This window comes from Calditrichia bacterium, from assembly GCA_020634975.1.
In the GTDB taxonomy this organism is placed as follows: Bacteria; Calditrichota; Calditrichia; order RBG-13-44-9; family J075; genus JACKAQ01.
On the sequence record JACKAQ010000002.1, the window covers coordinates 520289 to 538856 of the forward strand.

The window sequence follows — 18568 nt, forward strand, 5'->3', positions numbered from 1 at the left end:
GTACCGGGTTTTTTGTTTATAGGCTTTTGCAAAAGCGTTTATTTTAACAACAACATTTTTCGGCTTTCGACAAATTGTCCGGCAATCATGCGATAAATATAAATTCCAGATGCTGCACGAACGCCGTTTTGTGTCAATCCATCCCACGTAATTGTGTAACGTCCGGGGATCATCCGTTCATCAACCAGCGTGTGTACCAAACGTCCCGTGATATCGTAAATTTTGATGCTGACATCGGTTGCTTTTTCGGCGATGCCAAATTCAATGGTTGTGTTTGGGTTAAACGGGTTTGGATAATTTTGCTCTAACGCAAAAACTTCCGGCACAATTGATTCAAGATGACTTGCCAGTTGACGCGCCAGTGCCACAGAATCTGCCGGCAGCGGTGTCGTCGAAAAATGATGCACTGCAAATACAAACTGCTTCACTTTGACGCGCTCCGCGCAAATTATACCTTTAAATATAACTTCCCGTTCGAGTTTAACCTGGCTGTTTGGTGCAACAATCGACCCAAGAAAGCGCGTGTTGCGGCTGATTTCCAGATCGGCGGTTTGCATCGAGTTCAGCATAAATCTGGAGGAACTGGCTTCGCCATCCGGCAAAATATCCATGTTGAATCCGCGCCGGAAAAGCGTAAAATCAACCACATTCATCTCAACTAAACCATCCGTTGCATCAACCAACAACCGTGAATCTTTTTGGAAATCAATTCTTTTGAAATAATACTTCCCGGGTTTGAGTACCAATAGACCAAAAATATCCGCATTTTCGTAAGAACCGGGTTCAAGGTTCAGCGTATCGAATTCAGAGACGGTAATATTAGCGCCACCAGCAGAGAAGCTAAGTATTGGTAATTCAATAGGTTGCAAATCGTTATCTTTGAAAATCGAACCATTCAATGTGCCTTCTACCAAAACCTCTTTTCCGTAAGTGATGTTACCGTTTAGCGTGTTGTTATGGCGTAATTCGACATCGTTTACTGCTGTCAAATTGCCGTTTTGAACACCGCTGATGCCATCGTGAATATTGATGACATTGTTGGAAAAAGAGTTCCCTTCGACACGAAGCGCACTTTCGTACGACATACGATCATTCGCCAGGAAAATAAAATCGTGTGCAAATGGGATGATTCCGTTGCCTTTTAGCGGTACCACAAACGGGTTTTCATCGGGGTCGTTGCTGGTAAAATGGAGCTGTGCATATGACGTATCTGTTGTGATTGCAGTGTATGCAACGGTGACCATTTGAGTGTCGCCCGGTTGTAGCGTAAACGGTGCGGCTCCGCTGGTAATTTTGAATTCCATGGTATCGCCAACAACGGTGCTGGCACTGACGTTTAATTCCGCAGTTGCTGTGGCGTCATTAACAATTTTCAGGATTGCCGAAACTGTTGTATTTATGGGCACGTCAACAATAGCGATCGACGGTGGAATTGCCGCTATATCCGGAACGATGACACGTCCGGTAAGTGCGACTGTCGTGCTGCCCATTTGCGGATCGTTGCTGAAAATATTCAGGCTTCCGGTTTTGATTCCGGCGGATATTCCGGTAAATCGAACGTCCAAAATGAGGGAATCACCCGGCAGAATGGTGCCTGATGGCGCACTCAGCAGCTTAAATTCTGCACCGGCGGAATCAGTTGTAACTTCAATATTAACAATGTCAAGTGTGGCAGTGCCGTCGTTATAAACCGTTACGGATTGGTCGGCGCTGTCACTCGGTGCCACATCTGCAAAGTTGAGCAAATTGCTGGAGATGCGAATGGTCGGCGTCGCGACACCGGTTCCAGTTAAAATAACCTGCACTTCCGGCATATCGGGATCATTGTTGAGAATGGAGAGCAGCGCTGCTTTTTGACCCTCAGATTGCGGAGTGAAAACAATTTCGACAGACTGGCTATCGCCGGGATTTATTGTAATTGGCGGAGTTGCGTTCGTTGCAAATGCCTCGGGCGTACTGCCACTCAAATCGAGCGCACTGACTTCTAACGGAGCGGTTCCGTCATTTGAAATGATCAACGATAAACTGGTTGAATTGCCCAACACTACGGTACCAAAACCTAATGAATCGCTGCTCACAACGATATTGGGGATGGGTGTTGGCAATGCGATACCGCGTAAGGGCACATTTACGATTTCTTCATCGGGATCGTTGCTGGTAATTTCGAGATTTGCGAGATGCTCTATCGCAACAGCCGGTTTGAAACGCACCATAATTGTATCGGTTTCACCCGGCTCTATGTCAAACGCTGCAGTAATATTCGGCGTATCGAAAGAGCCATAGTTCAATCCCGTAATTCGAATATTTACAATACTTAGTGTTGTATCACCAGTGTTGGTTACCAGCACATTTTTAATGGATGTTGTGTTGACAAATATCGATCCGAAATCGAGGGAATCCGGCGCTACAGAGATATCCGGCGCAACTCCTTTTCCGCTCAACGCGATGCTGACATTTTCCATTCCCGGCACATTGGTAGTTAAGTTCAGTGAAGCGGATTTTTCACCAGCAGTTACGGGCAAAAATGTAACAGAAATAATTTGTGAATCTCCCGGCGCAAGACTGAAAGGTGCACCGCCGTCGCTGATAGCAAAGCTGCCTGGATCAGTTCCGGAAATTTCACTGGTGCTTACATTCAGATTGCTGCTTCCGGAATTCAAAACTGTAACTGTTCGCGTAAGTTGTTGATTAACAAAGCGGTTACCGAACTCGAGCGATTGAGGATTGACCACAATTCCGGGAGTAACGGCGTTACCGGAAAGAGGGATATTCAACGGGTTTTCATCCGGGTCATTGCTGGCGATTACAATTGAAGCTGTTTTCGAGCCGGCAGATCCCGGTGTAAAGGCAATCTTGAGCGTATCCGATTCGCCCGGTGCGAGAACCTGCGACACCGATGAGATTATCGAAAATTCGGTAAAATTTGCTCCTGAAACAACTACCGAGCTAATATTCAGATCGACCAATCCAACATTACTAATGACAGAATTCAGAACTGAAGATTGTCCCAAATCCACATTTCCGAAGTCTAGTTGAGTTGGCACAGCTGCAATATCCGGTTCCCCAACGCCGTTTCCGGAAAGGGATACGGTTACGGAATCGGAATTGAATGCGGTCGATTTGATTGTTAGTGATGCTGATTTTGCGCCGGTTATCCGGGGCGCAAAACGAACGGTTAATTGTATTGTTTCATTTGGATTTACGACAAATGGCGCAACTAAATTCGGTAATGAAAATGATGCGAAATCGGCACCGCTCAAATCTGTGTTTGTAACCGTCAACGGCGTAGTTCCGGTATTACTGACGGATACATTTGAAAAGGCAGCTGTGTCAATTGCTACATCTCCAAATGAAACAGATAGCGGCGATACCAAAATATTGGCAACAACGCCCGTTCCAAAAATCGTTACATCGGTTGGGTTTTCGTCTGGATCGTTGCTGTTAACTCGCAGAATAGTGAATAGTTGCCCCAGTTGAACGGGTGAAAAGCGCACCACGATTGTATGCGTATCGCCCATTGCTACATTGAAATTTCCACCACCACCGACGACTGAAAAATCTACGGTATTACCGATCAGCTGCGAGTTGGCAACCAGCGTATCCGATCCTTCGTTCAGTACCAGAAATGCACCTTCGACAGCTTCGGTTAGCGGTACTTCGCCGAAATTGACCGTCAACGGAACCACCCGAATATCCGGGATGCCGCGGGCCGTTCCGGTCAATGCAACGTCGGTTGTTGGTTCGTCCAAATCATCGCTGGAAATCCGCAAGGTTGCGGTTTTGTTACCGGGAAGTTGCGGCATAAATCTTATCTGAAGCGCGACACTGCTTTGCGGCGGAAGCACTTGCGATCCGCCATTGAGAATGCTGAAATCGGCAGAGTCTGCACCGCTTATTTCCATTGCAGATAAAGTTAAAGGTGCATTTCCGATATTTGAAACAGTCACATTCTGGGTATTGAAGGTGCCAATGATCACTTCGTCATAATTTATTACCAATGGCGTAACATCAATTTCGGGCGTGATTGAAGTCGCTGTTAGTGAAACGTCAACCGGGTTTTCGTCGGGATCTGAGTTGGTTATTCGTAGCGTTGCCGTTTTATTGCCCGGCGTTTGCGGTGTGAATTGCACAGTAATTGTATCGCTGCCAAATCGCGGGATCACAAATGGCGCACCGCGAAGGATCGCAAATTCAGCAACTGCCGTCCCGATAATTTGGTTGTCTTCAACAATCAAATCGGCAGTGCCGGTATTGGAAATGATAAATTCTTTTGTGCTGTTGGTGCCAATCAAAATGTCGCCAAAATTATGCGACAGTGGTGTAACATTAATATCAGGCGCAACAGAAACACCGGTAAGGGAAATTGTTTTTTGAGGGTTGTTGGCATCATTACTACTAATAATTAAATCGGCAATTTTAGGTCCCGTTCCCAGCGGTTCGAAAATGATATCCAAAACGCGGGAATCGTTGCCGGGCAATACAAACGGTGAATTATCAACCAACCGATAATCAGAAAAACTTAATCCGCTGATCGCTAGATTGCTCACTTCCAAATCTTGGTTTCCGATATTGCTGACGGTTACACTTAGCGTATCGCTGTTGCCCAACAATAGCGTACCAAAATCCAGCAATTCTGGTGAAACGGAAATAATTGGCGGTCCGACGGTCAGCAGAACCGGAACGGAAATTTGCGGGGCATTTAGAGCATCACTGTTGACAATCAGTTCGCAACTGTAATTGCCGACAGCTAATCCGGTTGCATCAACATTGATGGCAACATCGATAGAATCACCGGCCGGAATCAAGCCGCTGATTGGGGTTGCTGTTAACCAACTGCATCCGGGTGAAATCAGAACGGCGAGGTTGTTTGTGACATATGGTTGATTGTTGATGATTTGCAACCCGTCAGTTCCGGTTGCGTTTTCGATGCCGATAGTTGCGCTGTTGGTAACGCCGGTCATCGTTAAATATTGAAATAAGATTTCCTGATTTTCACGGATTATCACCTGAAAACTTAATCGCGTATTCGGATCAGCTGCGCGGCGAACATTGGTGTATTGGATAATCAGTTGTCGGTTTGTAAAATCTTCGAGAACGTGAACGGTTCCGCCATCCAGTCCGGGGATCAGGTCGTCCCAAAATGGTGCGATTATATCGTTTGGTTGTGCAGAATTAGGAATTACGGGATTGATATTTTGTTGAACGGGTGAGCCAAATGTCAAAAATCCGTTGGCGCTAACCTGAATTTGATTGCGTATTTGACCATAAAATGTGAAATCGAAAAAAACATTGATTAATGCGAAGCCTTCATCGCCAACAGTCAACTGGGTTCCGGTTCCGGATATATCTGTCCACGAAAAAACAGGTCCGCCGGGTTCGTTGCTATCTATAAATGTATATCCGAAGTTATCCGGACCACCAATATTTTCAGATACTCCTTTGACAGGTTGAATTTCACCGATATTCAATGAATAAGGAAGAAGTGGAAGCCTGGTGCCATCTTTAAGAATTAACACCGGCTCATTTTCCTGGATATTCCATGCCAGGGGAGTTGTCCCGGAATTCTTAATTCGTAAACTGCTGTTATCAGAGCCATTTATGGGAACTGCAAAATTTAAAGATCCCGGCGAAACACTGATATCCGCAGTCGTCGAATTAAATGAAACAGATCCATTCTGTGTTCTCTGTGCCCACAATCCATGTGAAAGCAGCAGCATTAGCAAGAGTGATAGTGGTAAAAATCGGGAGCGACTCCGCATCAGGAAAACCTCCATATAATCAGTAAGAGAACTTATTGATACTCGCGTTTGCGGTATTTACAGAGTGATAGTAAATATTAACCATTTCTTACAATTTATTCAACACCTCTGGTGCTAATAATTGTAAATATTTTAAACATTTGTCCGACATAAACAGGTTGTCATTTTGTTGTCGTATTAAAGTCAAAGACTAAAAGCGGGAAACATCTAAGGATCGATGAATTGGATAAAAAATAATAAAGAACTGTAAAATAGAGTTCAATCATCGACAATTGTTGAAAAAAAAAGACTGAGTTTTTGAAGGAATTTGTAAGAATCAGTCAATCTTACAGCACTACATTTTTTATACTGAACCACTAATTCAATGATATTCATAAATGAATAGGACGGATTTCATCAAAACATATCAACAATTTTGACGGTGTTTTACAGTTTTGGGGTCAGTTCTACAAAACGAAAGCGGGATACCCAAAATTTATATGATTTTTTGATTGGAATTCAACGCAAAACAAACCAGAGAAATGCATATCTAAAAAGTAACCGTATTCAATAGTTGTGGAAGATCATAAATCCTAAAGAATATAAGGAATTTAATTTTAAAAAGCATGTGATTTTTGTCTGTTTTTGAAGATTTTTTGGACTTGAATTTAGAATTGACTTTGTATTTGGCACAGATTATATTTGCCATGCTGCAACAAAAAACAATTGGGGCTGTAGCTCAGTTGGGAGAGCGCAACGTTCGCAATGTTGAGGCCAGGGGTTCGATTCCCCTCAGCTCCACCAATCACGATTACGGTCATTGAGTCAACCGAAGATTGTCAAATTTAGCCAGGTCCCACGCAATAGGAGGCTGCTGAACCCCGCCAGGTCCGGAAGGAAGCAACGGTAAGCGGACCAAATATGTGCCGTGGGGTAGCCTGGCTTTTTAGTTTGAAAAACCTCTGTTTACCACTATTCATTTCCCAAAAATGCGGTTTTTGGATTGTCAAATTGACGAAAGCCACCTAGAATCGTATATTACAAAAAAAGGTCAATACAGCAGGAATTTTAGCATCTGAAAAACGTGGAAAAGAAATGTCGGAAAATTACATTGTATTAGCCCGAAAATGGCGACCGATGACCTTTGAGAATGTTGTCGGGCAGGAACATATTACCAGAACGATCAAAAAAGCTTTGGAAAACGGCCGGCTGGGGCACGGCTTTATTTTCGCCGGTCCGCGCGGTGTTGGCAAAACAACAACAGCCCGACTACTGGCCAAAGCCGTAAATTGCCAAAATGGCGAACCGGGCGATCCTTGCAATAATTGCGATAATTGCAATTCGATAAATGCAGGAAACCATCTCGATGTTATCGAAATTGATGGTGCCAGCAATCGCGGCATCGACGAAATACGGAATTTACGTGAAAACATCCGCTTTTCCCCGGCGAGCGCCAAATTCAAAGTATATATTATTGATGAAATTCATATGCTCAGCAAAGAGGCGTTCAACGCTTTGCTAAAAACGCTCGAAGAACCACCATCACATGCGATATTTATTTTTGCAACAACAGAAATTCATCGTGTACCGTTGACCATTTTATCCCGTTGCCAACGATTTGATTTCCGGCGAATACCGACATCCGCGATTGTAACGCAATTGCAAAAAATAGCGGATCAGGAAAAGATTGCCATCGATCCCGAGGCATTGCATCTGATCGCCCGGAAAGCCGATGGCGGCATGCGCGATGCAACCAGTATTCTCGATCAACTTTCTGCATTTACGGGTGATCAGGTGACCGCAGAACAAGTTCAGGAAACTCTGGGCGTTCTGGGCGACGACCTGTTTTTTGAATTCACAAATTTAATGCAGACAAAGGATGACGCTGCCATTTTGGGCTTTGCCGCACGGCTGTTCGAACGCGGTGTAGACACAATGAATTTGATGCAGGGATTAGAGCTTCACTTCAGAAATATTTATGTTGCCAGAGCAACCGGTAGCAGCAATTCGTTGGACGTTTCAGATTTTTACAAAGAAAAATATCTCGAAACAGCCCAAAGTTTCACGGAGAAAGATCTGCTCCATTATCTGGAAATTTTGGTTCAACACACGCAATTGCTTCGATTTAGCGAAAATCCACAGTTGATGTTGGAATTGTTGCTGCTCAAACTTGCGCACAAACCGCTAAGCCTGGATATTCAGGAATTACTGGATTTATTGAAAAATTCACCGGGAAGCAACCCCGGCTCCGGCGGAGATGAACCGCCACCACCGCGACGCCCGGTGCCATCTGCGCCGTCTCCGTCGCACAGCGCGCCACCGGTTTCCGGCAGAAAATTTGAACCGCCGGCACCACAATCATCCGGTGCACCTGACTCGACCAAAACTTCACCCGGCAAATTCGGCAAACTGCCGATAATGGGCAATTTCCCTCCAGCTTCAAAACCGGAAGCTCAACCAGAAAAGCAAACGGTTGCATCTGAACCGAGCGATTCAATTCAGGTTGAGATTACGATTGATGATATTCGCAAAAAATGGAATTCGCTTTTGGGTGCCGTTCGGAGAGAAAAAATTGCTTTGGCATCCTTTTTACAAGATGGCGTTGCGAAAGAGGTAGACGGTCAAATCGTTCATATCGCGTTCGATGCAAAAACTGGTTTCCACAAAGATCATGTTCAAAAAAATGCAGCGATCATCGAAAATGAATTGAAAAAAATTTTTGGTGTAACTTTGAAAATTCAAACTCTTGCTGTCGATTTTGAAGAAGCCGGTATTCAGAAAACAACCCAATCACCGGAGGAAGTTTTCGAAAATATGAAAAACAAGGAACCGGTCTTGAAAAAAATTATTGAATTATTTGACTGTGAAAATACAGATTGAGAGGAAAAATGAATCCTGATTTTGGCGATATTATGAAAAAAGCGCAGGAAATGCAATCCAATATGCAGCGCATTCAAGAGCAATTAGCTAACATCACTGTTGAAGGCAGCGCCGGCGGCGGCATGGTAAAAGTGACCGCCAATTGTAAAAACCAGATTGTTAAAGTGGAAATCGAGCCGGAAGTCATCGACTCCGATGACAAAGAGATGCTGGAAGATTTGGTTGCCGCCGCTGTAAACCAGGCGCTCGAAAATGCCCAAGCCCGTTCGCAGGAAGAGATGCAAAAAGCAATGGGACCCATGATGGGCGGATTAAATTTGGGCGGTTTTAAGCTACCGGGATTTTAATTTTAAAGAGAAATTGAATGAAAGCGCTACCAGAATCACTGCAACACCTAGTTAACGAATTTGGGAAATTGCCGGGAATCGGGCGAAAATCTGCGACGCGATTGGCTTTTCATGTGCTAAACCAGACCCAATCCGAAACCGAAGAGTTGGCATCTGCCATCATAAAAATGAAGCGGGAAATTCGCCAGTGTTCCAAATGCTTTAATTTTACGGAACACGACGTCTGTGAAATTTGCAGCGATCCGAATCGCCGCAGAAATATCATTTGCGTGATTGAAGACGCCCAAACCTTGCTGATGTTGGAAAAAACCAATGAATACAGAGGTTTGTATCATGTTTTGGGGGGCATAATTTCGCCGTTGGAAGGTATTGGTCCGGAAAATTTGCGCATAAAAGAATTGCTGCAACGGCTGGACGGTATCGATGAATTGATTATCGTGCTGAATCCCAGCACGGAAGGGGAGGCGACGACGATTTATCTTGCCAAGCTGCTGAAAATGCACGGCATCAAAATCACCCGGCTCGCCCGGGGCATCCCGTTGGGCGGATCGTTGGAATTTGTGGATGAATTAACGTTGGGCAAAGCTCTGCTCACCAGAAACGAAGTTTGATTCAATGGGAATTCGTAAATTTCTCAGGCTGGAATGGTTCTCAGAACATCAAAGCGGTAGTTTGAATCGGAGTGAAGACGTAATGATTAAAGAATGCGCAACGATCGAAAATTTTGAACAATTATTAAGTGACAGCAAATCCAGACCGGTATTTTTACTCAAACACTCCACGTCTTGCGGAATATCTTCCGGTGCCAAACGACGATATGAAACATTTTCAAATGGCGAGGAAAACGCCGATTTCTGGTTGATTTCTGTAATTCCACAACGTGCGTTATCTCAACATATTGCCCAATTTACCGGAATTACACATCAATCACCGCAGGCACTTTTATTTATTGACGGTAAAGTGGTTTGGCAGGAGTCGCATTGGTCAATTGATGAAAAAAACTTGGCTGGCGCGTTAGAAAAACACATCTCACTGTAAATAAAGAACTTAGCTGCTGGATAAAAAATCGGAAACGAGTTGTTGGACAATCTCCGGCTGTTCCGCATGTACCCAATGCCCGGCGTTCTCGACCGTGTGAATGTTGGCATTTGGGAAACGATCTTTGATCGCAGCTGTATCGTCTTTCAAAACATAGTTAGATTTTCCGCCGACGATAAACATTGTCTTTCCATCAAATTTGCCGGATGGAATTTCACCCGCGAGCGCTGCACGATTGTTGTGAAGCGATTGCAAATTAACCCGCCATGAGAAATTGTGTTGACGATCTCTGACCAGATTTTTTAACAAAAATTGTCGCAGCACAATATCGGAAATTTCCGGCTCAAGCTGTTTGTTGGCATCAGCCAGGGAGTGTATTGTTGAGAGCTGCATATTGAGCAATGTTGTAATGATATCCTCAAATTCAGGATTCGAGTATTTTTTTGGGGCGATATCTACAACTATTAGTTTTTCGATTTTGTGCGGGTAAAGCATTGCAAATGTCATCGCAACCTTTCCGCCCATTGAATGACCGAGAATATTTATTTTTCTGATTTCGTGGTCATGCAGAAATTCGTTGAGATCTTCAGCCATTGCTTCATATGTGTGGAAACTGTCGTGGGGAGATTTGCCGTGATTTCGCAAATCCATTAAAAACATATGGTTGTGCTCGGACCATTTTTTGCTGAGTGTCAGCCAATTATCAGATGCACCCAACAATCCGTGCAGCACGACAAAAGGTTTTCCGCTTTTTCCCAACTCTCTGAATGCTAATTTCATGTAAAGGACAGGTTTTTTAAGCAGCGTATTAATCGTTGTTGATTTTTTGCACATCGAGAGGCAGATCGAAGTATTTTTGGGGAATTGGTTTTCTACCTGCGAAACCGGCATCGATTTCGTGATAGAATTCCAAATCGCTTTCATCACTTCGCCAGCAGAGAAAGACAAGCTTGTCGTCTATAATTGCCGGAAAATCCACCAACCCGATTTTGAAACTCCAATCCTTGAAAAAACAACCAATGGATTCCAACTCAGTGAATAATTCTTGCATCGTTGCAATACGATCGAGGATTTGGGGGTGATCTTTTGCATCGGCACCCAGAACGGTTTTCATAAAATCGATATCCAGGCTGATGTTAAGCAAATCGGCAACTATCTGGCGAACCAATGGTAGCGTTTGCCGGGCTTCTGCAGGAGTAAAAAGTCTTTTCGGTTCAAATAAATCGCACATTATAGATTTCACCAGCGTTAAGTGTTAAACTGTAGTGGCACCGATGCCAATCAATGAAGATCCGTTTATTGGAGCGACAAGTTAGCGAATGAACAATGGGAATGCAAGGAATCTGCCAACTGAAGATGTAAATGATCAAAAAATTATTTGAATGTGAAAATAATCGACACTTAAAAAACGAATCTTAGTACCTGATCGAAGTTATTGAAATTTAACATTATATGCAAATTTTTCAGCTAGCGACCGTTAAAAATTGATCTGTGAAACTTATCTTTTTTTTCTTCTTGACAGTATAGTTTCAATTACCTATATTTTGCCCGCATTAAAAAACAACATACGGGCCCGTAGCTCAGTTGGTAGAGCAGCGGACTTTTAATCCGTAGGTCATAGGTTCGAATCCTATCGGGCTCACGCTTCTAAACCCTGCAATTTTGTAAGTTGCAGAGTTTGTTGTTTAGGTAAACATCAGACAAGTTCTCTTTTTTTGGCATATGTTAGGCATTCCTCGGGTGAGACGACGGTAATTCCTTTATAGCAATCACATAAAAATAATATTCATTCCTGAAACATGGTGACGGGGCAGATAAAATCCAGTTCTATCCATATACCGGCGGCGGAAAATTTTCTGAATTATCTGTAACTTCGCAAATTGCCAACCTGATTCGTTCAATTCAAATGAAATATCTTGTGCTCATTCAGTATTTTTGCCGGGGCATCCTAAAAACATCCGGGAGAACAGTGCTATTTCTCAGCAATGCAATAAAGGTATTGTTCACCTCGCAAATATAGCTCATTATCAACAATCACCGGCGAGGCTGAAAAACTATCGTCGAGAGTGTTGATAGCCAGGATTTCGTATGTTGTGCCATGCTTGATTACTTGGGTATTTCCATTCCTGCTGGTAATATAAATTTTCCCATTTGCGCCAGCGGGCGATGCATATACCCTCTCAATTCCTTTAAGCCTTTGACGGCTAAAATATTCCTCACCAGTTATGGCATTTAAGCAGGCAAGGATGCCGTCATTGCTTTTCAAAAAATACAACTTATCATCATAAAGAAGGGGAGAGGGCGTATAGGGCGTGTCTTTGTCCAGTGTCCAAATGATTGCTTCTGAGTCGGCGATGTTACCTTGTGCTTCAGACAAGTTTATTGCCTGCAAGGCATTGCCCCGAAACCCACTCATCACATAAACCCGGTCATTTGCTGCAACTGGTGACGGGATCACATTTACGGTCATACCGCTGCTCTCCCAAAGCACTTCACCGGTAGCTACATCATAACTGCGTATTTTGTTGGTTGCGCTTGTAATGACCTGGGCTTTTCCATTGCTTTCGGTAATCAAGGGAGTGGACCAGGAAGTCACTTCATCGCGGTTTACTTTCCAGAGTTCTTTACCGGTTTTTTTATCGAGCGCGATGATAAATGACTGCCCTTCGTGATCCCAATTGACAATGATTTTATCACGATGGAGCACTGGCGAACTGCCTTCGCCGAAACCTCGCCGGGTGCTCATGTCCCCCAAATCTTTTTCCCATTTAAGATTGCCCTGCATATCATAGCAATACAAACCGCGCGAGCCGAAATACGCGTACACGTGTTCACCATCCGTTACCGGTGAATTAGATGCCAGGGTTCCGGTGGTATGGGTGCCTTCATGGGGTAATGTTTCGCGGGCAGTGTGTTGCCATAAAATTTTGCCATCCGAACGGTTAATAGCAAAAATCTCAAACTTAACTTCTTCCTGCGAATTGGGTTGTGTATCGCTTTTGATCGCTGTCAAAACAAAAATCTGATTACCCCAGACGATAGGGGTGGCATGACCCTTTCCCGGGATCTCGATTTTCCATTTAATATTTTTGCTTTCACTCCATTCTACCGGCGGATTGCCGTAAGGCGACACACCATTTGCGTAAGGCCCGCGCCATTGCGGCCAATTTTTCTCAAAATCGCTTTGAGGCTGATCTCCCCATACCAACACCGGGATGAAGCAAAGACAGGCAAAAACGATACTATATTTTCCCATCAAAAATTCCTCTCGTTTGTAGTTGTTGATTGGGATTTACCAACCAATTTCAGCTGAAGTATGTCGGTGTGCGGTTATTCAAAATATGAACAAGAATAGTAGCAAAATGATTGGGCGTTGAGATTCTTAGCGTGCACTTACACACAGATTTTGTTGAAATCCCTTGTTCTCGCACCGACAAAAGCGGACAGAACCGAAGCTGAGAACCTTGTGAAAGTGGTTGAAACCAATGAGATGAAAATGTTATTTCACAATCGTCAGACTCTTACCAACAAGCACATCGCCATGCATGTGCCCGAATATTTCCACAATTTGCGCGTTCATTAATGCATCTGATGCCGGTTCTTCCAGAGATACCTTTGCTAAGGCATTGTGTTTATCCCTGGCATAAAAGGACTTTATGAGACCATTCTGATTTCTTTCAAATCCTTTTTCGCTATCTACCAGAATTTTTACGCGCTGATTAATCTCGCCGCTTGCCCGAACTGAGCTAAAAGAACCAATATCATTACCCGGTAACAAAAATAAAAGTGCATAAAGGACGAAAAGTGTAATAATAGGTATAATCACTTTTGACCGGCTGCTGAGTTTCATTTGGCTCTCTTTGTGTTTTTGTTCGACATAGATTTATTGTTTTCTGAATAAAATACAACCAGGCAACTTGTTGAATAAGTTTGAATGCTGGAACGCCCAGATTGTTTCCGTTCTTTTCCCGTATTTATTGTTTTAACGTGATATCGCCCGAAAAATTTAAGATACAATGCCCTACAAAAGACATTACCGGAAACAAAGCATAGCGAGGAAATAGCGATTCTTTGTTTTACTGTCCGAAGGGACAATAATAATAAAAATTTTACTCACATTGGGAAATATCGTATTTTTTTGATTTTGAAGATATCGAAAATGGGTTAGTTTGGCAATATTTTTTTGGGGATTTTGTAGGTTGTGGAAATTGTTTGGGGGTAGGGGTCATTTGAAAATAATATAAAATTTTCAAATGACCGATTCCATCCGAAGCAAATCAATCGTAATTGATCTGCCAAAAATCGATTCTGAGCGGCAATCCATAGCCCGGCGTGAATGGGTTAACTATCGAATTAATATCATTTTATATATCTGCGGACTGTTTGCTCCTGCGGCGGATTGAAATTGCAGTGTGTAAAAATAAACGCCGGAAGAAGCATTTTTCCCGTTGTTGTCCCGCCCATCCCATTCAATCGAATGATTGCCTGCCGGCAGGTGTGGCGTGGTTTTTGCCAAACCAATTTTCCGTTAACATCAAATATTTGCAGCGTCGGCTGTCCTTCGGTGATTAACCGGAAAGGAATTTCTGTTGTCGGATTAAAGGGATTGGGAAAGTTTTGAAGCAACTCAAATTGTGTGGCAATATTTCCGTTAACCGGTCGGGTGCCGGGTTCTGTGATTGTTAAAATCTGATTGATAGCCACATCGGTGAGGTTTTGGATTTCGCCCGATGGCCATTGCACGTTAATTTCATCGATAACGGCAGCTTTTTTTAAACCGAAAGCCGCCAGCAGCGAATGGTTGGAAGCATAGCTGCTGCCCGCACGAATTTCGTGCATTTGCTGGTCACCACCGGTTTTGACAAATACTTTTGCTCCGATGCCACAGTAATTGCTCCTGCTGCCTACCAACCGAATGGTAATCCAATTGTTCGTATGTGTTTGATTGTTAAACAGTTGAAATTCATCGCGATCCACATTTAATACCGCAATGTCGATGGCGCCGTCGTTGTCAAAATCTGCGCAAACGCTTGCACGGCTATCGCCTTCGGTATCAAGCCCCAACTGCGCAGAAACTTCGTTGAAAAAGCCATTTCCGTTATTTCTGAAAAATACATTTTTTTCCGAATATTGATTGGGCCACAGCATCGCGCCGTTTACGACATGCAAATCCCGGTCGCCATCATTGTCATAATCCAAAAACTAACGCCCCATCCCATGGTCAGGTTTTCAATGCCGGACGCCGATGTTACGTCCGTCAACGTATTTCCGTCGTCGTTGCGGAGCAAAAATCGCGGTATAAATTGGAAACGCATACATCGAGATCGCCATCGTTATCGTAATCGGCAAAATCAACACCCATTCCGCCGCCAAACGGAATGACCACTTCATCTCGTAGATTTGTGAATGTGCCATCGCCATTGTTCACAATAAGCTCATCCCGCTGGTATTCGTTGACCACATAAATATCGGGAAATAAATCGTTGTTAAAATCAAAAAAACCAACAGCTAACGATGTGCTGTTACTACCAGCGCCGCTGGCTTCTGTGATGTCGGAAAATGTGCCATTCCTGTTGTTCCGGTAAAGCGTGTTGCTGTGTTCCACATGATCTTGCGAGTGGTTCAATACATAAATATCCAGCCAGCCGTCATTATCAATATCTGCCAAAGCAACGCTGGTGCTCGGTCCGGGTATTGCCAGTCCGGCTGTTGCAGCAACGTCTGTAAAGCTGCATTTCCATCATTTAAATACAGTCTGTTTGCCGCATTGTGGTTGGAAACAAAAATATCCAGATCGCCATCGTTGTCAATATCAGCGCAAACGGTGCCCATTCCTTCCAGCGTATCTGCAACGCCCGCCGCAATTGCAACATCGCTGAAGGTTCCGTTACCGTTGTTCAGAAATAGCGCATTCGGTTTTCCTTTGCCGTTGGTGACGTATAAATCTTCAAATCCGTCGGCGTTAAAATCACCAACTGCAATGCCGCCGCCATAGTGGAAACCCAACGTAATCGAAATGAATACCGGCGATATTGCTGACTTCAGTGAACGTAGTCTGGCACTCACCCAACTGAAGATATCCCATTACAAATATTGCAAAAATGCCAAAATTTAATTTTAACAGCATATCCTTTCCTCCGCAATTACGTCAATCTGATACGTCAAATTTTGAAAAAAATCCTGCGTTTATAAAGCCAATAGCAAATATACCACAGTAATCCCCATACGACAGCGCTGGTTACCAGATTGGAAATTGCAATTCCCGACCAGCCAAACAGACCGTTTGTAAACGGCATCACGATCGAATAGAGCCAGTCGCCGCCGCCCGCTTCGGCAAATAAATAAATGAAAAGGGGATTCATTCCCACGATAATCAAAAATGTTGTCCACTGTGAAATTTTTTTGATATCGATAAACCAGTAGAAAAATGCCAACGCCAGTAATGCCCAACCACCGCTTGCCAGCACGAACGAACTGGTGCTGATCCGTTTGATGATCGGTGTTACGCTATCCAGCGAATATCCGGCAATCAGGGCAATCAGGCCGTAAATGCCAATCCATTTCAGTTTGTCGGTTGCTGTGCGATCGCTGAGCAGCCATTTCCCGGCGAGCACGCCCCAAATGGTGTGGGCTGCGGTAGGCACTGCGTTGAAGGAAACCCAGTGACCGCCGGACAATTCGCCGGAGATCAGCAGATCGACATACGCACCAAAATTGTGGTCCGGCGTAAACGGCTGATTAAATCCGGCAACCGGGAACGTGCGATAAATAAACTCCGTTAACGCCAGTAAAAACAGGCTGATAACTGCTTGCACGCGAAACGATTTGTTCATCAAAAAGAAAGCGAGCAGATAAGTAAATGACAGTTGCGACAGCACATTTTGAAAGCGGAAAGTGATTTTTCCCGGTGCGATGCAATACAACATCCATCCGAACAACAGCAGCAAAAAGGCGCGCTGCAGCGCGTGGCGGGTGATCTCACTTTCCGGATCGCCGCGTTCCCGGCGCTTTTTCACAGAAAATGGGATTGCAACACCCACGATAAACATGAAAAAGGGTTGCACCAGATCCCAAAACCGCAGCCCGTGCCAGGGGTGGTGATGAAATTGTTGCCCGATTGCGGCGATCCACGTTCCCGCAAATTCGGGACTGACCAGATGATCGTAAATCAAGGTGTATTCCGCGATGAGCAAAAACATGGTCAAACCGCGATATAAATCCAGCGAAAGCAATCGCTCATCTGAAAAATTGACAGATTTCGGAGGCGTTTCCATTTGATTCCCATATTGTTGGATTAGTGTTCGTTTTCACCGATTATTGGGTAACAATATTTGCCTCAAACCCGATTTCCTGCCCCGGCACCAACCGGTCGCATTCGATACTGAGCATCGGTTTTTTACCGCCGGAATTGATGGTGAATTCCCGGCTCTCGCCGGGCGAAAGGTATTTCAGCGATTCGGTGGAACGAACGCCGTTTACCGCAACAAAAGCATCGTAATAAATGGGCGCTGCACCAGTATTTTCAACCGTTACCAGCGATTGCGTGTCGTTCGTTTCAAACGATGTAACCCGAAAGCGGTAACCACAAGCCATGCTGTTTTCCTTCACGCGATCCATGCTGATCCAGCGCAGCCACTGTTCGGTAATCATAAACGTGATTCCGAATTGACGCGTATGTTCTGCCCAGCCGGCGTCCACAAAATCGGATCGCCCTTTATCCGGGAACAGGATTTCGCCGCCCATCGGCGAGCGTTTGAAGCGCTCCAACCCGAAAAATTCCCAGCCGCCCAAATTGTAGCCGGGCTCCCAGGCCAGATGAAAACTGTCGTCGAAAATACCGAATTGCAGATCGAGTAGCGGGGCGTCGGATGCAAATGGCGTGCGGTTGGCGACATGAGCATCCTGCGAAATCATCCACGGCGTGTTATGGAAAAGCGTATCGAGATGCCGGAAATATTGCGATTGAAATGCTTTGGACGGGAAATTTTCGCCCATTTTCTCGCCCGGATCGTAAATGTGATATTCCGACCACAGCCCGAAACCGACTTCCAGAAATGCCAGCCGGGGATCGTTATCGTATTTTTGGGCGAGTGTTTCAAAAAATTCCAGAATGAATCGCTGATATTCGGGATGCGACCAATCTGGAAATTCGGTATCGCGATTTTCGCTTTTTTCGACCACGTTTTTGTAATCCGGCAGTGCTTTGATATAATCCGGCACGCCGCTTTCGCGACCGGGATACGTATCCCAAAAACGCAGCACCGCCTGATGTTTACGGCTGGCGATGCCTGCCAGTTTTTCTTCGACAATTGACCAGTCGTATTGCCCTTTTACTTTTACAACGTCGCTGTATCGCAGATATGAAAATTCGAGCTGGATGGCATCGGTATCTTTGTGATCGAGCGATTCCCAAAATACCAATCCGGTCATCGGCTGAACAGCGGTGATTTCGCTTTGCAGCGACACGGTTTTGAATTCGCTATCAGCGGATGTGTTCTGTTTTCCGCAACCCGCAAACCAGCAGGCGGTAACCAGAAGAATTATTGGTGATAATTTTGTCATTTC

General features: G+C 44.5%; 14 protein-coding genes, 2 tRNA genes and 1 other RNA gene. 7 read left to right on the forward strand and 10 right to left on the reverse strand.

From position 1 onward, the window contains the following. Positions 1-38: 38 nt before the first annotated feature. A complete protein-coding gene (locus H6629_16550) occupies positions 39-5516 on the reverse strand; it encodes a choice-of-anchor D domain-containing protein (protein MCB9069404.1) in 5478 nt (1825 codons plus the stop codon). Between the two features lie 950 nt (positions 5517-6466). Here H6629_16550 and H6629_16555 point away from each other — a divergent pair. The 6 genes from H6629_16555 (at position 6467) to ytxJ (ending at position 10003) form a co-directional block, all read left to right on the forward strand. Beyond that, positions 6467-6542: transfer RNA gene (locus H6629_16555), tRNA-Ala, on the forward strand. 43 nt (positions 6543-6585) lie between these two features. Then, positions 6586-6685, forward strand: an RNA gene (gene ffs, locus H6629_16560) — signal recognition particle sRNA small type. A gap of 148 nt (positions 6686-6833) precedes the next feature. Next, on the forward strand, positions 6834-8618 hold the full coding sequence (dnaX, locus tag H6629_16565; protein MCB9069405.1) for a DNA polymerase III subunit gamma/tau: 1785 nt from the start codon (positions 6834-6836) through the stop codon (positions 8616-8618). Between the two features lie 8 nt (positions 8619-8626). Then, positions 8627-8965: a YbaB/EbfC family nucleoid-associated protein gene (locus tag H6629_16570; GenBank protein MCB9069406.1), complete on the forward strand. Its 339-nt coding sequence runs from the start codon at positions 8627-8629 to the stop codon at positions 8963-8965. A 17-nt stretch (positions 8966-8982) separates the two neighbouring features. After that, the gene (gene recR, locus H6629_16575; protein ID MCB9069407.1) at positions 8983-9576 is read left to right on the forward strand and encodes a recombination protein RecR; all 594 of its coding nucleotides are present in this window, start codon (positions 8983-8985) and stop codon (positions 9574-9576) included. A gap of 4 nt (positions 9577-9580) precedes the next feature. Then, entirely contained in the window at positions 9581-10003 is a 423-nt protein-coding gene (gene ytxJ / locus H6629_16580) for a bacillithiol system redox-active protein YtxJ (protein MCB9069408.1), read from the forward strand. Between the two features lie 9 nt (positions 10004-10012). Here the strand turns inward: ytxJ and H6629_16585 are convergent, their stop codons facing one another. Together H6629_16585 and H6629_16590 are read right to left on the reverse strand one after the other, a co-directional pair. Continuing rightward, positions 10013-10783 carry an alpha/beta fold hydrolase gene (locus H6629_16585; protein ID MCB9069409.1) on the reverse strand — a complete coding sequence of 257 codons (771 nt, stop codon included), beginning with the start codon at positions 10781-10783 and terminating at the stop codon, positions 10013-10015. 28 nt (positions 10784-10811) lie between these two features. Beyond that, positions 10812-11234 carry a DUF2203 domain-containing protein gene (locus H6629_16590; protein MCB9069410.1) on the reverse strand — a complete coding sequence of 141 codons (423 nt, stop codon included), beginning with the start codon at positions 11232-11234 and terminating at the stop codon, positions 10812-10814. A 338-nt stretch (positions 11235-11572) separates the two neighbouring features. Here H6629_16590 and H6629_16595 point away from each other — a divergent pair. Next, a tRNA-Lys gene (locus H6629_16595) sits at positions 11573-11645 on the forward strand. A 330-nt stretch (positions 11646-11975) separates the two neighbouring features. Here H6629_16595 and H6629_16600 read toward each other — a convergent pair. The 7 genes from H6629_16600 to H6629_16630 all read right to left on the reverse strand — a co-directional run bounded on the left by H6629_16600 (position 11976) and on the right by H6629_16630 (position 18538). After that, positions 11976-13259 (reverse strand): PQQ-like beta-propeller repeat protein, encoded by a 1284-nt coding sequence (locus H6629_16600; GenBank protein ID MCB9069411.1) that lies wholly within the window; start codon positions 13257-13259, stop codon positions 11976-11978. Between the two features lie 243 nt (positions 13260-13502). Continuing rightward, positions 13503-13853, reverse strand: a complete 351-nt coding sequence (locus H6629_16605; GenBank protein MCB9069412.1) for a hypothetical protein — start codon at positions 13851-13853, stop codon at positions 13503-13505. 509 nt (positions 13854-14362) lie between these two features. Further along, a complete protein-coding gene (locus H6629_16610) occupies positions 14363-15202 on the reverse strand; it encodes a CRTAC1 family protein (GenBank protein MCB9069413.1) in 840 nt (279 codons plus the stop codon). A 58-nt stretch (positions 15203-15260) separates the two neighbouring features. Beyond that, on the reverse strand, positions 15261-15671 hold the full coding sequence (locus H6629_16615) for a VCBS repeat-containing protein (GenBank protein ID MCB9069414.1): 411 nt from the start codon (positions 15669-15671) through the stop codon (positions 15261-15263). Continuing rightward, a complete protein-coding gene (locus H6629_16620) occupies positions 15626-16069 on the reverse strand; it encodes a VCBS repeat-containing protein (protein MCB9069415.1) in 444 nt (147 codons plus the stop codon). Before H6629_16620 ends, H6629_16615 begins: the two co-directional genes overlap by 46 nt. A gap of 95 nt (positions 16070-16164) precedes the next feature. Beyond that, positions 16165-17277, reverse strand: coding sequence for a DUF5009 domain-containing protein (locus H6629_16625; protein MCB9069416.1), 1113 nt, complete (start codon positions 17275-17277; stop codon positions 16165-16167). Between the two features lie 40 nt (positions 17278-17317). Continuing rightward, on the reverse strand, positions 17318-18538 hold the full coding sequence (locus tag H6629_16630) for a DUF4832 domain-containing protein (protein MCB9069417.1): 1221 nt from the start codon (positions 18536-18538) through the stop codon (positions 17318-17320). Positions 18539-18568: the final 30 nt, after the last annotated feature.

Bases quoted from the DNA above. Each gene is read 5' to 3' on its own strand.
- dnaX (MCB9069405.1), top strand. From the start codon at position 6,834: ATGTCGGAAAATTACATTGTATTAGCCCGAAAATGGCGACCGATGACC.
- H6629_16570 (MCB9069406.1), top strand. From the start codon at position 8,627: ATGAATCCTGATTTTGGCGATATTATGAAAAAAGCGCAGGAAATGCAA.
- recR (MCB9069407.1), top strand. From the start codon at position 8,983: ATGAAAGCGCTACCAGAATCACTGCAACACCTAGTTAACGAATTTGGG.
- ytxJ (MCB9069408.1), top strand. From the start codon at position 9,581: ATGGGAATTCGTAAATTTCTCAGGCTGGAATGGTTCTCAGAACATCAA.
- H6629_16585 (MCB9069409.1), bottom strand. From the start codon at position 10,783: ATGAAATTAGCATTCAGAGAGTTGGGAAAAAGCGGAAAACCTTTTGTC.
- H6629_16590 (MCB9069410.1), bottom strand. From the start codon at position 11,234: ATGTGCGATTTATTTGAACCGAAAAGACTTTTTACTCCTGCAGAAGCC.
- H6629_16600 (MCB9069411.1), bottom strand. From the start codon at position 13,259: ATGGGAAAATATAGTATCGTTTTTGCCTGTCTTTGCTTCATCCCGGTG.
- H6629_16605 (MCB9069412.1), bottom strand. From the start codon at position 13,853: ATGAAACTCAGCAGCCGGTCAAAAGTGATTATACCTATTATTACACTT.
- H6629_16625 (MCB9069416.1), bottom strand. From the start codon at position 17,277: ATGGAAACGCCTCCGAAATCTGTCAATTTTTCAGATGAGCGATTGCTT.